Origin of the sequence: Pedobacter alluvionis, assembly GCF_003664035.1 — a bacterium.
Taxonomy (GTDB): Bacteria; Bacteroidota; Bacteroidia; order Sphingobacteriales; family Sphingobacteriaceae; genus Pedobacter; species Pedobacter alluvionis.
The window spans coordinates 1,078,532-1,092,829 of sequence record NZ_RCCK01000010.1 but is presented as its reverse complement, the minus strand read 5'-3'; the positions used below and the strand labels follow the sequence as shown (position 1 = coordinate 1,092,829).

Here is a 14,298-nt window from a genome sequence, read left to right as displayed (position 1 = left end):
ATAAATGAAAAAATAGCATTTTATTACATTTAAAGAGTTGTTACATTCGTGCCATGGAGCAGATCATCATTGAAAGGGTAACAGCAGCTGATATCAAAAAATTACAGGAGATTGGGAGAACAACATTTTTTGAAGCTTTTGAGGAGGTAAATAGTGAGAAAAACATGAAAGATTACCTGGAAAAAGGCTTTTCGGAAGAAAAACTGAAAGGGGAACTGAGTAATCAGGATTCTCAGTTTTATTTCGCGCTGCTTGATGGAAAAGCTATCGGCTATTTAAAGATCAACATTGGGCAAGCGCAAACCGAAAAACTAAACCTTGATGCACTTGAAATTGAGCGGATTTACCTTTTGAAAGCATTTTACGGTCAGAAAGTTGGGCAGTTGCTTTTCCAAAAAGCCATTGATATTGCGCTTGATATGCAAGCCAGTTATGTGTGGCTGGGCGTATGGGAAGAAAATTACAGGGCTTTAAGATTTTACGAAAAAAACGGCTTTACTCCTTTCGGCAAACATAAGTTTTGGCTTGGAGGTGATGAGCAAACAGATTTGATGATGAAAAAAGTATTGGTTAGCGATAATGAATTAAAAGTATCTTGATGGAAAAAAGAAACCTCTTTTTGATTTTACTAATACTGGGTACCGCGTTCTGGGGAGTTTCATTTCCTGTTACTAAACTTGCTATCGGGCAGCATCAGCCTGTTCTCTTTTTGTTCTACCGTTTTTTACTGGCCACAATGGTATTATCGGTTATTTTTTGGAAACATGTAAAAAATATCGATGCCAACACTATAAAAAGAGGCGCCGGTTTGGCTATTCCGCTGGTACTGGGCATTTATTTGCAAACACTGGGCATTACACATACCTCAGCATCGCAATGTTCATTTGTTGCCGGAATAACCGTTGTAATGATTCCGGTGATTAAACTTATTATTTACAAAAAAGCTGCTGCACTCAAAATATGGATCGCCGCATGCACCGCGTTAATAGGTCTTTTTGTAATCTCTATTACTGATAAATTCAGTATCGGAACCGGTGATTTATACACCATTATCGGTGCTTTTTGTTTTGCCATATATTTAATCCAGATTGAAAAGGAATCGAAAGCCGACGATATTGTGCCTACCATTGTCCCTATGTTTGCTACTTGTGCCATTTTAACTTTTATATTAACATTTATTCAAGGAAACCCTACCTGGATTCCTCAACAAGAAACATTTTGGATTGGGATTGTCTTTTGCGCATTATTTTCAACGGCATATATGTACACCATATCTAATATTTCTCAAAAGTACATTAGCGCCGAAAGGGTGTCTATCATCTATCTTTTCGAACCCATTTTCGGAGCTTTTGCAGCACATTTTATTTTAGGAGAAGAAATTACATCAAGGTTATTAATTGGTGGCGGAATGATATTTTTGGCAACGCTGATTTCTGAACTTAAGTGGAGAATGCCAGGTCAAATGGCAATATCAAGCCTATCGAAGTGGCAAAAGGATTAAGCCTGTTTTTGATGCCCGATAAATGATCGATATATTAGTGAAATGGAAGCCATTGTACTGAACAGATTGCAAGCCAGAAGAATCATTTTACACGCGGCAGGACTCTCAAAAAAAGCACAATTTGGAACTGGTATTGAGGCAGTTTACAGGGTAATTGACCATTTGGGATATATACAGTTAGATACCAACTATGTGGTTGAACGTGCCCACCATCATGCCATGTTTGCCCGTGTACCTGATTATCAAACAGAATGGCTTGCAGAACTTGGTGAACAGGGTGATATTTTTGAATACTTCACTTCTGACGCCGGATTTCTGCCCATGCACGATTTTCGCTTTTCATTACCAGTTAAAAAGGCATTTGAAACACTGGGTACTTCCCTTACGAAACGAGAATTGAATTTAATGACCCAGATTTTAGATCAGGTTGAACGTGAAGGAGCAGTAATGGTTGGCGATTTTGAGAACGACCGTATAGAGGCCAGTTCGGGTTGGTGGGATTGGCGGCCTGCAAAGGTGGCACTGGAAAAACTTTATTTGGAAGGCAAACTGATGATCAGCCGCAATACCGCTTTCCAAAAAATTTACCACCTGCCTTTGGATGTAGTGCCCCATGATATCGATCAAACCATGCCGACAGATGAAGATTATGCACGTTATGTGGTCAAACGCACCCTCGGTGCACTGGGAATTTCTTCTGTAAAAGAAATGGCCTGGCGTTCACGCCGTGTAAAAGGTAACCTGGTAAAAAAAGAACTGGAAAGGATGCTTCAGTCGGGAGAAGTTAAAACGGTTATTGTAGATGGAGTGAAAGGACCATTATATATGCTTTCGGGCACCGATATTAATATTGGTATAGCAGATGAGGTGTTCATTCTTTCACCTTTCGATACCTTGAATGTATTTCGCGCCCGTTTAAAGGATTTTTTCGACTTTGATTACCAGATTGAATGTTTTGTACCGGCTCCAAAACGAAAATTTGGTTATTTCTCACTCCCGATTCTGTCTGGAGAGAGATTTATCGCAAGGATGGACGCTAAAGCCAACCGCAAACAGAAAACACTAATCATCCATAATCTCCATTTTGAGCCGGTTGAAATTGATGAAAAAACTATTGATAAATTTATAGAAAATTTAAAAGAGTTTATCCTGTTCAATAAATGCCAGGATGTGATCTTTAAAAAATCAAATAATAATGACTTGCTGGGATCAATCAGTAAAGAGTTTTCTGATCATTAAATGCATCAATATAATTTGTGGTTAATGCCTTATTGTGTTTATAGGCTAGGAATAAATTAAACATCAATTAATAGTAATTCACCAGGAACAAGATGATAGCCCTTTATTCCCAGTGAATTTAACCTAATATAAAATTGGTAAACAGGGCAAACGTTTTGGATTGTCACCCCTTAATTATTTGGTCTTATTTGAATTTAAGATTTAAAGAAACAATATTGGAGACCAAACTTGTTGACCGCGAATAGTGTCCATATCGCAATTCCAGCATGTTGAGTCTTTGCCAGCCAAAAACACCCTTCGGCGGAGCAAAACGGATACCTGCGCCATAAAAATCACTGGTGAGTGTAGATAGGTCATAGTCGCTGGTAAAATATTGTTCTGATGGCGAATGCTGGCCATAGGCTGCAAAATATTTGGTTCCTACCTGGTTGTTGTAGCGATAAAAAGGGCTGATAGAAAAGAATGAATTAATCTTAACCGGTATTTCAACCTCAGCAGTGTGTGCCCTTATACCCCAGTTATCCATATAATAACGGTAAAAAGTGCGGATCACAAAACGATCGTCCAAAAAGTAATTCATCCGCAGCCCAATAGGAAGTTTGTAACGCTTATCCGGTAAAGTTTCTGAACGCAAGGATCCATCAGTAAAATAATCACGCTGGTATTTAGTGGCTAGCAAACCCTTCTGATAAGACGGTTCCAGAATTAGTGAAGCCTGAAATTTCTGCGAAATTACTTGCGAGAGCGAAAAGGATGCACTGAATGAATTCCTCGGCGCGCTATCGTATTGTTCGTGCCCCTTACCTGTATTGCCCGTTCGCAGTTCAATCGGCAGGATGACCGTCCACTGATCTAAAAATGCCTGAAGTTTAAAGTCAAACTGGGTATTTTTGTCTTTTGATAAACGTGTTAAATTAAAGGCTGCTCCCATTGATTGGTAATCGAATTCTGTTGAATAAGATCCTGTAAAGCCAAAGGAATTCCCGGTTTCTTCATTAGAATGTGTCCAGTTTAAGGATGGGTAAATACGGGTATCCGCCGATGATGCTGAAGAAATGGTACTTGGATCAATCTTATCAGATGATGCTGAAGTATAATGGTCTACGCCCAGTTCGAACAGAAAAGTGTTTTTCTTTCCATTCTTGTTAAATTTCGACATCTGCAAATCAATTGTATTTGCAAAATCGCTCAGTTTCTCAGTACCAATACCGCCTGTAACGGCAGAATTATTCCCATTTTGGTGGTAATATGCCGAAACCAGGTTAATCTCATCAATTTTGAGTTTGCGTGATTGGTATTTACTACTATCTGCTTTTGCAGGATCAGGTCTGGTTTGCGCATAAGTGCTTAAGATACCGAAGTACATAAAAAGCACATGAAGATATATTTTTCTCATTTCCGCCGCTAATTAATTACAACCACACCCCCCTCCACTTTTGCCGCCATTGGCGCCCGATGCACCTTCACGATACAGCTGGAAACTCTGCTCAAATTTTTGGGCCTTGCGCGCCGAAAGGATCATATCTGCATCGTTAACTTTACTTTTTTGATAAGGCTTTACGCTGCTACAGGCGCTAAGCATGCTGCCCAGCGAAATCGCGGTAACCGTCGAAAGGAAAAATGTTTTTGAAATTTTCATATTTATATCACATTAATATTGTTTGAGGTATATACCCGATCATTATCGTCGATAACAATACAGGCCACTTGCTTAATCTGGTTAATTAGCTCCAGCCCTATTTTTATGCCCATTACCACAACCGGTGTAGCCAACGCATCAGCAAGTTCAGCACTTGGGCAGATGATACTCACACTTTTTACGCCGCTTACCGGCAGTCCGGTTTTGGGATCTATGGTATGGGAATAGCGTTTGCCATTAATCGTCACAAATTTTTCGTAACTGCCAGAAGTGGCAATCGCCATATCACTGATTTTTAGTGCAGAAAAAGGTCTATCGGTCTGTTCGGGGTCTGCAATACCTACCGTCCATGGATGGCCACCGGCCTGGGTTCCCCAGGTAATCAGATCTCCTGCTGCATTTACAATTCCGCTTTTGATACCCAGTTTCTGCAACACCAACTTTGCCTTATCAGCTGCGTAGCCCTTTCCAATTCCACCAAAGCCGATCCTCATACCTTTATTTTTTAAAAACACAGTCGATTTCTCCTTATTCAGGATCATATTTCTGTAATCAATCAGTCCGACAGATTTTAGTGCAGTTTCTTCATCAGGAAGACTGGTCATATCGGGATCAAAGTTCCAGAGCCTCTTGTCTATAGACCCATAGGTAATATCAAAAGCCCCATCGGTAATTTCTGATATCCTGACAGACCGCTCAATAAGACTGATCACTTCTTCATCAACCTTTACCGGACTTAAACCGGCATGTTCGTTTATCAGGCTGGTTTGGCTGAGATCACTGAAAGTGGTGAGCAGGTGTTCTATCCTTCGCACTTCCGCTACGGCAGCGTCTATCGCTGCATTACCCTCCTGCTCATGCTCAGCAATCAAAGTAAACTCAAACCGGTTTCCCATGAGTTTTAGTATCCGGTTTACAGAAACAGATTTGCCCATTGAAGCTTATTTTTTTAGTCTATCAATTTCAGAAACAAAAGCCTGCGGACTTTCATCAGGAAATCCATCCCAGCTTTTGAGCACCTTTCCATTTTCATCAACCAAGACAGTAAAAGGAAACTTACCATCTTTGTTATATACCTCTGCTAATGATTCGTTGAGTTTAATTTGCTCCTTAGGAAGCTGGTTTTTCTTCTGCCTTGGAAAATCTGCCCTTACCAATAAAAGATTGGCAGCGGCATATTGTTCAAAGCTTTCGGATTCTAAAATCTCTTTGCGCAGGCGAATGCACGGGCCGCACCAGTCTGAACCTGAAAAATTAATCAGGATTTGCTTATGTGTTATCTTTGCCTGTTTTTGTGCTTCAGTAAAGTTCCCCATCCACGATAAAGGAATAGCAAATAGCCCAAACAGGGCAACAAAAAGTAGTTTCATAATTTTTAAGAATAAACTTTTAAAGTATTACCCTTAAGCTGGGTATTGTAAACGGTTAATGAGTGTGAAGGCGGACCATTGGTTACGGCTCCGTTTTCAGAAAAGGTTGCGCCGTGGTTGGAACAGTAAAAACGGCTGTTTGCAGATTGATAAATGAGGGTATAACTTTCATGGGTGCAGGATCGCTGCACGGCAATATAAGCCCCTACCATTGTTTTAGCCACAATAACCCCATTTGACACTAATGAGCCACCGTTGCTTAGTAGTGCTGCATTGGCTGCCCGGCTTAAATCAAGTGTAAAATTTACACCAGTTGGGCCTGTGGTGTCTGTAGAACTACTGCCATCAGTCTTTTTGCAACCGACACAGTTAATAAGTGCAAAGGCCGCAGCACTCATCCCGATGCTGTTAAGAAAATATTTTCTGTCCATGTTCTTTTTATAGTTAAAATGAGCAATGCAATAAAATATTCAGTCAATATCCTGATGGATAGCCCTTCGTTATCGACGGGATTTACTGAATAAAATCTGTGTAAAATTCTATCTATAAAAAGTTTTTAGGGTTTCGTTGGCTTTGGCTATCCTTTCATCGGGGAATAGGGATAAAACCGATTGCTTGTAACAAAACTATAGACAAAGTCTGAAGACATTCTGAAGTTTTGAATCAAAATCTGTTAAATATTTGTTAATGATGATCTAAGGAGCGAAAAATGAAAACACAACCTAAGTAATAAGTCTTGCAATCAGAAATGCCGCTCCGGCAGCAATCAGCCCAATCGCTGTAACTTTCAAAGCACCTTTTACAGGCGGCTGACCAGTTACCCTGCTCTTAAAATAGCCAAATACGAAAAGGCAGATGGTGGTCAGCATAGCGGAGAGGATAAGTCCATCTTGCGGCATTGAAGTAAAAAAATATGCTGACAAGGGCAGCATACCACCAACACAGTAAGAAAAACCTATAGTAAGGGCACTGTTGCGTGCCCTGTTGATATCCGGTTTCTCCAGGCCAAGTTCAAACTTCATCATAAAATCTACCCAATGGTCTTTATTTTTGCTCAGTTGATCTACAATGAGATCCTGTGCCTCACTGTCCAGGCCATATTCAGCAAAGATTTCCTTCACCTCTTCTTTTTCCTTTTCGGGCACATTTTCAACCTCAAGGTATTCCCTTTTTAGCTCACTTTCATAGTGCTCCTGCTCTGTTTTTCCCGCCAGGTAGCCGCCCAGCCCCATAGCGATGCAGCCGGCAATGATCTCGGCAATGCCGGCGGTAATGATAATCGAATTGCTGCTTACCGCGGCGCTCAGGCCGGCGGCAAGTGCAAATGGAACGGTGAGCCCGTCACTCATGCCGATCACGATATCGGAAATGAATGCTGAGCTTTTTAAATGTTGTTCATGATGGAACTTACCCATATGTTTAGCGTTTATGTTAAATTAAATAATCCATCCGCCTTAATTTTCTCCCCCATTAATCATATCCGAAACAATTCCCTTTCCATCCTTCCGCTCGGCAAAGAAAACTCCTGCCAGGTGAAGAACAATAAAACCCAGTATCAGGTACATGCAGAAACCATGAAATTCTTTTATGCTGTGATTAATATTTTCAGGAATGCCTGTGTAATCTTCGAAGGCTAGCAATAAGCCAGTAGCAACCATGATCAACAACAAAAGATAAAAAATCAGATAAAGTCCTTTTACCACCAGTTCGTGCTTTGCTGTTTCACGTTCTTTTTTTAAGATAACATAAGCCTGATAAGCTTTTTTGAGCTTGGGAAAGAGTTTTTGCGAGTGAGGCATAAAAAACGCTGCAATTAACCTGAACAGAAAAAGCGCAGCTAATGCATAGCCAAAATAAATGTGTATCCCCCATACCTGATCTTCCAGGCCATGGGTAACTGCACCGGCCTGTTTATCGCTTATTGAGACTCCTGCATTTATCAGTTCATTTTTCACAAAGCTACGTTGCGTTCCATCAAAGAGCGTGGAGTTGATCAGCACGGTGAATAGTGAACCGGAAATGATGATGAAATTTAGCCTGTGCCACAAACGAGTGGCAGGGGCATATTTCTTACCTTTTTTGATTGCTCCGATTTCCCGATTGGCAGGTTCGATAATGGACATGTATTTTATTGATGGTTAAATGTAATTGTGAAGGTGTGCAGGTCCTGATAATAGGAATAATCAAGTTGGTAACGTTGCCGGTTGCAGATCTGTTTCAGTATGGCAAGCCCCAGCCCTGTACCTTCTGAGGCATTATCCTTATAAAAACGGTCAAATATTTTTTCAGGATCAAGCGCTTTATTGTGCCCGGTGTTGGCAAATACTATTTTATCTGCATCCAAAGTGATTTCAATTTTACCACCATCGTAATTATGCCTGATCACATTACTGAAAAGGTTATTAATCAGTATTTCAAGTAAGCTACGGCTTGCAGAAATGCTCACATCGGCTAATGTACTTTCTACAGTGATATTGCGCTCAGAGATAAGTTCCTGGAAGTAAACTTGCTTTTCTTTAATAAGCGATTTCAGATTAATCTGCTCTTCGTCCTGCAATAAATTATTATCAATTTTAACCAGGAGTAGTAGCGATTGGTTAAGCTTGGTTAAACGGGAGGTGGCCTTGTACAGTTCAACCAGTGTTTCGCCATCTTCTTTCCCCAGTACATTTGACTGGAGCATGTTATCGAGCTTCGAATTGATCACAGCAAGGGGCGTCATCATTTCATGAGAGGCATTTTCGGTGAAAAGCTTGATTTCGTTATAATCAGATTTCACCTTTCCTGAAAGCGCTACCAAAACCTCGTTTAATTGCCTGAATTCTGCCACGGGCATTTCTACAGGCTCGTACGGCCGCTCATGATTAATATTGAATGCCGTAATATTCTCTAAGAGCTGCTCGAAGGGTACCCAGATTTTTTTGAGCAAAATCCTATTCACCAATAGTACCAGGGCAAAAAGCAGCAGCACCGGAATGAGGATAATGAGGCAGATATTCCTGATCTGCTCCTGCCGTTCAAATTTCGAAGCGATGACCAGGACCTGGTAAGGCTGTCCAACCAATTCGAATTCGGTTTTAAGGTACCTCGCGGTTTCTTTCCGGTGCTTAAGCGGATTATAGAATACGGTATCGGCATAGCTGCTGGAAGAATTAACTTTTTCTACCTTTTTATACTGAACAATAAGATCCTCAAATTCATGCGGCTGGTAGAAATTGCCTTTTGCCGAATATTCCTTTACTTCCATGATCTCTTCCACAAGGTCATGGTCAATCTGCCTGTCGAGATAATAGACAAGCATCCGGTAAAAAAGAAATCCGATTAGCAGCAGTCCCGAAAGACTAATGACTACCAATATTCTGTTATATCTGGTAAATAACTTCATACTTCTGTGAATTTATAACCAATACCATATACTGACTGAAAGTAATCCCTGCTTCCGGCATCGGTAAGTTTTTTCCTGATGTTCTTAATATGAGTATAGATGAAATCAAAACTGTCGGCCATGTCCGAATCATCGCCCCAGATGTGCTCAACGGCCGCAGATTTCGAGATTACTTTACCTTTATTGGAAACAAAATAGAGTAGCAGATCAAATTCTTTTTTGGTCATGTAAAGCACTTTACCATTTACAAGCACCTCCTTAGCATCCAGATCTATCCTGATTTCGTTAAATTCAATATGCCTTTCGCCATGAGCGCTTTTGCGACGAACAACGGCCAGTATTCTGGCATTTAACTCCGAGAGGTGAAAGGGCTTGATTAAGTAATCATCAGCACCGAGACTCAAACCTTCTATCTTTTGATCTATGGAGTTTCTCGCTGATATAATGATTACCCCCTCGTTCCGGTTCATGCGTTTAAGGTAGTTCAGTATCTGAAGCCCCTCACCATCGGGCAGCGTAAGGTCGAGTAAAATGCAGTCGTATTCATATACACCAAGTCTTTCCAGTGCCTGAATATAGGTTGAGGCCATACTGCACAAATTGCCTTCTGACAGGAGATATTGTGCTATACTTCGCTGCAGGCCAGGTTCGTCTTCGATAATGAGAATCTTCATGATATGCAAATATGGCATAAGATACTGAAGACATATTGAAGTTTGACACTAAAACAAAACCATAGATACTAATTAACCTTGATACATGGTCTTATAAGGGTTCTTATTTTTGACAGATTTGAGTATATGTTTTGTAATTAGCAATAAGTATATTGACTGCCAGGCAAAGCAATTCCAATAAATAACCTTATCGCAACCCGGAAATGATTTCTGTATTGTACGCTATTAAATGAAACGACGTCTACTTCATTAGCCTTGTTCCATTATGACTTTTTGTTCTGAATTGCTGATTATTTTTGCGGTAATATTTTATTCACCATATCATTGATGGCAGATTCGATCACTTTTGGCTGTTCCTGGTTAATATAATGACCACTGTTCGGTACCAGGATCTGTTTGCTTTCCGTGGAAAGTAGCAGAAAATCTTTTTGCATTTTATTCCATGCACTTAGCATTTCTGTCTTTAGTTTTCGATCCTTAATGGAAGAATCAAAGCGCTTTTTATCTGCTGCGGTCAATACATAAAGCGGAATATTGCCAAAAGATTTTATTTTTGATGCTTCTTTTTTGATGGAACGCATCTGATCCTGCTCTTCCAGCACTGCATCAGCGCTTTTGTAAAGCAAAGCCGGCATTATGGTGTTTTGATATTCATATTGTTTGTTATTGGGAAACATACCTTTAAACATCAATCTCACAAGTCCAAAAGTGTTCGCGAATTTCAGAAAGCCACCTGGCAGCCCCTGATTGACCATTTTAAATAGTTCAGGAGATAAATATCTTTCATCATCAGGGCATTGACTATCTACAAATATTACACCTGCGACATCTTTAGGGTATTTGTTAACAAAAAAACGAACCAATGTGCCTCCAAAGGAATGGCCTACAAGAATATACGGTTTTGGGGCCTTGGCTTTTTCCAGTAAAAGATGTAATTCTTTAGCCATTTCCTCACCTGATTTTGGATTTTTGCCTCGCTCACTCCATAAAATTCCGGCTCTGTCATAGGAGATGCTCGTGTATGAGCTTGGTAATTCTTGTTGAATATTGTACCATTGCAGATGTCCGGCAGGATCAAATGCAGTTTCAAATACAATCGTTGGTCCGCCGTTCCCTTTTTTGTAATCATGAAGACGATGATCGTCAACTTCTACAAACTGGCCATCAGGTTTAATTTTTTCAGCAGCATTCCGTGAGATTCTTTCAAAAATAAATCCGATCAGGAGTAACAATATTAACAAAGTAACTAAGCCCAAGCCTATACGTTTGGTCCATTTTAGAAAAGTCTTCATATTTTTTTATTAAAAATGGTGTTTGTTTTAGCAGGGATTTTTCTGATACAGTCGGATTTTCTATTTCCTCATCATATCGGATAAAGCAGTATTGTGGCTTTTTAAGCTTGCATTTTAGCATGCTGCAAATGGCCGGCAACTTATAATAAACGTTGAAGCCATTGCAAAGAAATGACTATTATTTATAGTTATTCCTCTGCACCTTCAAGATGCGCAATTAGTTCGATTTCCAACTTTGCATCGGGCTCATATAACCTGTTTATCTGAACCCAGCTTGCAGCAGGAAAGTCGTCTTTATAGAACGCTTTTCTTGCACCATTATACTTTTTCATCGCTTCAATATCAGTAGTGTAAAGCGTTTCTTTAACAACGTTTTTTGAGGAAGCACCAAAGGCTTTGAGGCATTGATTGAGCTTTTCATAAACCTCGCTGATCCCTTTTGGACTCAGGTCATTTGTAGGAACGCCTGATATGTAAATTACCTTACCGGATTTAACAACCTGGGCATATCCCGCCGTTGTATCTTGATCTTTACCACTGTTCCAATGCCATTTTTCCTTAACTATTGTTAGCAGCTTCTTTTCGCGTTTATCTACCGCAGTATTTTCACGCACACTGTTTTTGCAACTGCTAATGGCCAGCATAAACAGTAATAGAGCATAATTAATCAACTGTTTATATGTTTGTTTCATCTTGATTGTACAAATTTCAGTTATCATTATTTTTACCGGTTTCGTATATCTTTATTTTTAAGTTTGACGCCGTATTGATAAAGATCTTCATAGATTTCAAAGAATTTATTCTCTTCCTTTTCACTCAACGAAGTATTCATAAACAGGACGACGCCAACTTCCTTTTTTAAATCAGAAAGCATAAAAACCCTTACCCCGGGATCCGATCCATTGTGCCCGATCCTGGTACCGCCCATCTTAGTTGCCCAGAAAATACCCGAATTGAGTGATTGCGGTTTTACATTTTCCGGCTTGTTAGCATCATTAAACTGGAACCTGAGCATTTCCTTTACGGTCTCAGCTTTTAATATCTGCCTGTTTTTAAACTTCCCGTTGTTTAACAAACAGATAAAAAATTTGCTAAGATTATCTACAGATGTGCGCACACCTCCATCCGGATAAGTGGTACAACCGTACAGTGGTATTTCCCTGACTTTATCATCTTGCTTTTCGTAAAGTTTTGTATGCTTTTTCAGGTTTACCTCAGCCATAAACCATCCGGTATCTTCCATTTTCAAGGGATCGAACAGATAATTTTTACTGTATTCGTTCAATTTTAGACCTGTCCTTACTTCAACGATATAACCCGCGAGTGCTGCTCCGATATTGGAATATTCACGGAATGTTCCTGGTTTATGGTTGAGGAAGTTTTCTTTTGAGTAGTACTTTCCACCGGGAATAAAATAGTTCTTTAGGAAATCACCCAATGCCTCCGGCGAGTCTTTACCATTAAAGTAAAGGCTATCGGTATAGAAGGGATACCTGTCGGTAAGCCCTGAAGTATGGGTTGATAAGTTTCGAAGGGTTATTTTTTCTTCCGCAAAATAAGGATTATGAATTTTGAAGGGAAGGTAACTATTAATATCATCATCCAGTGAAATTTTCCCCTGTTCTACCGCTTTCATGAGACAAGCACCAGTTACCGTTTTGGAAACCGATGCAATATTCATCAAAGTTGATGTGGTGAAAGTTGCACCAGTTTGCTTATCGGAAAATCCATACCCTTTTTTCCAGACAACTTTTTTATCAACAATAATGGCTGCAGCGAGTCCGACAATCCCACTTTCAGACATCTTTTTACCGATCAGGCTATCAATGTTATTGCTTCCGGCATTGCGTTGGGCGTAAACAGATATAGTGAAAACCATTATTCCAACACAAAGCAGTAGTATTTGCTTGTAATTATTCATAAAAATTATATTTCATGTTAAATTAAGAATTTTATGATCGGTCTTATCCATCCAATACTTTTTTATGGCGCGTGGCCTATTTAATTACCAGCGCTTTTCTTTAACGCCCTTTAATACAAATCCAGCTATCTCTCCTACTAACCTCGTCGGCGAATTGCAGTCGCAATTGCTCAGTCCTATTACATAAATATCTTCGCCAGGGATATAAACCGCCATAGTTTTAAAGCCAAAGATGCTGCCTCCATGTTCACGGGTTGGAGTTCCGTTTATATCGCGGATATGCCATCCGTAACCATAAGTATATTCCGTTCCATTGTTCAGTTTGTATTTGCTGAATGCCTTATTTGTTTCTTTCGCATCAAGGAGGAGATGACCGTTTAATGCCTTTTGCCATTTCAACATATCGCCTGTTGTCGACATTAGTGAACCCGATGAAAAGGGTACACTAAAACTGATCATGGTTTTGTTGACATATCCGGATTCTTTTTTGTGGTACCCGTACGCCCTTTTATTGATAACTTTCCTGTCGCTTGCATAATATGACCGGCTCATTCCAACTTTATCGAAAATTTGATTTTTGATAAAATCTTCATAACGCATTCCGGAAATGATTTCTATCAGATAACCTAAAAGTACATATCCGGAATTATTGTATTCAAACTTTTCTCCTGGTGCAAAATCGGCAGGTTCATTTTTAAAAAAATCAACCATCATTTTAGGCGTCATTTCCTTTTGCGCAATATCTGCTAACGCTTTCATTTTTGTAAAATCTTTTATTCCCGAAGTGTGCGTTAAAAGATGGTGTATGGTTATTTTCTCTCCATTTGGATAATCCGGAATGTACTTTAGAACAGGGTCTTCCACTTTAAGTTTACCCGCTTGTTCCAGCATAAGAATAGCTACTGCTGTAAACTGTTTGGTCATAGATCCCAGTTCAAAAACATTTTCAGGGCTTAGGTTATCGCCCAGTTCCAGGTTCGCTTTACCAACAGCCTTTTGATAGATCGGATTTCCCTTCCTGGAAACCATAAATACACCTCCTGGTCCGTTTGGATCATTAAAATCCTTTACAATCAAACTATCAATCCCCTTTTCAAGGTGCTGTGCGCGTAAGGATAGCGCAGAGCTGATCAGCAAAAACAGAAACACCATCCGGCAAAGGGAATACTTACATTTTGTCATAATAGATATTTATGATTAAGACGCAGAAAAGGAAATTGAGGTTACAACGATACCCCTTCCCTATCAATGAAATATCAATAGATTGATGAATTTGC

The 14,298-nt window shown here is 39.8% G+C and carries 16 protein-coding genes; 3 read left to right on the top strand and 13 right to left on the bottom strand.

Annotation, left to right across the window (positions count from 1 at the left end; translation table 11 throughout):
• The first annotated feature begins 53 nt into the window (after window positions 1–53).
• From BCL90_RS04860 to BCL90_RS04850, 3 genes are read left to right on the top strand one after another with little or no spacing between them, the layout of a single operon-like run.
• Window positions 54–599 carry a GNAT family N-acetyltransferase gene (locus BCL90_RS04860; protein WP_121282879.1) on the top strand — a complete coding sequence of 182 codons (546 nt, stop codon included), beginning with the start codon at window positions 54–56 and terminating at the stop codon, window positions 597–599.
• Complete coding sequence (locus tag BCL90_RS04855; RefSeq protein WP_121282878.1) at window positions 599–1,501, top strand: DMT family transporter; 903 nt, start codon at window positions 599–601, stop codon at window positions 1,499–1,501. Before BCL90_RS04860 ends, BCL90_RS04855 begins: the two co-directional genes overlap by 1 nt.
• A 42-nt stretch (window positions 1,502–1,543) precedes the next feature.
• The gene (locus BCL90_RS04850) at window positions 1,544–2,740 is read left to right on the top strand and encodes a winged helix-turn-helix domain-containing protein (protein ID WP_121282877.1); all 1,197 of its coding nucleotides are present in this window, start codon (window positions 1,544–1,546) and stop codon (window positions 2,738–2,740) included.
• A 184-nt stretch (window positions 2,741–2,924) separates the two neighbouring features.
• Here the strand turns inward: BCL90_RS04850 and BCL90_RS04845 are convergent, their stop codons facing one another.
• The 13 genes from BCL90_RS04845 to BCL90_RS04785 all read right to left on the bottom strand — a co-directional run bounded on the left by BCL90_RS04845 (window position 2,925) and on the right by BCL90_RS04785 (window position 14,203).
• Window positions 2,925–4,136, bottom strand: a complete 1,212-nt coding sequence (locus BCL90_RS04845; RefSeq protein ID WP_121282876.1) for a DUF3570 domain-containing protein — start codon at window positions 4,134–4,136, stop codon at window positions 2,925–2,927.
• Between the two features lie 12 nt (window positions 4,137–4,148).
• Entirely contained in the window at window positions 4,149–4,379 is a 231-nt protein-coding gene (locus tag BCL90_RS04840; protein ID WP_121282875.1) for a DUF4266 domain-containing protein, read from the bottom strand.
• 2 nt (window positions 4,380–4,381) lie between these two features.
• On the bottom strand, window positions 4,382–5,314 hold the full coding sequence (locus BCL90_RS04835; protein WP_121282874.1) for an FAD:protein FMN transferase: 933 nt from the start codon (window positions 5,312–5,314) through the stop codon (window positions 4,382–4,384).
• A 6-nt stretch (window positions 5,315–5,320) separates the two neighbouring features.
• Entirely contained in the window at window positions 5,321–5,749 is a 429-nt protein-coding gene (locus BCL90_RS04830; protein WP_121282873.1) for a thioredoxin family protein, read from the bottom strand.
• A gap of 5 nt (window positions 5,750–5,754) precedes the next feature.
• Complete coding sequence (locus BCL90_RS04825; protein ID WP_121282872.1) at window positions 5,755–6,180, bottom strand: QcrA and Rieske domain-containing protein; 426 nt, start codon at window positions 6,178–6,180, stop codon at window positions 5,755–5,757.
• Window positions 6,181–6,471: 291 nt separating this feature from the next.
• Window positions 6,472–7,164, bottom strand: a complete 693-nt coding sequence (locus BCL90_RS04820) for a VIT1/CCC1 transporter family protein (RefSeq protein WP_121282871.1) — start codon at window positions 7,162–7,164, stop codon at window positions 6,472–6,474.
• Between the two features lie 39 nt (window positions 7,165–7,203).
• Entirely contained in the window at window positions 7,204–7,872 is a 669-nt protein-coding gene (locus tag BCL90_RS04815; protein WP_121282870.1) for a cytochrome b/b6 domain-containing protein, read from the bottom strand.
• 5 nt (window positions 7,873–7,877) lie between these two features.
• A complete protein-coding gene (locus tag BCL90_RS04810) occupies window positions 7,878–9,134 on the bottom strand; it encodes a sensor histidine kinase (RefSeq protein WP_208529850.1) in 1,257 nt (418 codons plus the stop codon).
• Window positions 9,131–9,808, bottom strand: a complete 678-nt coding sequence (locus BCL90_RS04805; RefSeq protein WP_121282869.1) for a response regulator transcription factor — start codon at window positions 9,806–9,808, stop codon at window positions 9,131–9,133. Before BCL90_RS04805 ends, BCL90_RS04810 begins: the two co-directional genes overlap by 4 nt.
• Window positions 9,809–10,098: 290 nt before the next feature.
• Complete coding sequence (locus BCL90_RS04800) at window positions 10,099–11,100, bottom strand: alpha/beta hydrolase (protein WP_121282868.1); 1,002 nt, start codon at window positions 11,098–11,100, stop codon at window positions 10,099–10,101.
• Between the two features lie 188 nt (window positions 11,101–11,288).
• Window positions 11,289–11,792, bottom strand: coding sequence for a RidA family protein (locus BCL90_RS04795; protein WP_208529849.1), 504 nt, complete (start codon window positions 11,790–11,792; stop codon window positions 11,289–11,291).
• A gap of 32 nt (window positions 11,793–11,824) precedes the next feature.
• Window positions 11,825–13,021, bottom strand: coding sequence for a serine hydrolase domain-containing protein (locus BCL90_RS04790; RefSeq protein ID WP_208529848.1), 1,197 nt, complete (start codon window positions 13,019–13,021; stop codon window positions 11,825–11,827).
• 84 nt (window positions 13,022–13,105) lie between these two features.
• Window positions 13,106–14,203: a serine hydrolase domain-containing protein gene (locus tag BCL90_RS04785; RefSeq protein ID WP_121282866.1), complete on the bottom strand. Its 1,098-nt coding sequence runs from the start codon at window positions 14,201–14,203 to the stop codon at window positions 13,106–13,108.
• Between the last annotated feature and the right edge of the window lie 95 nt (window positions 14,204–14,298).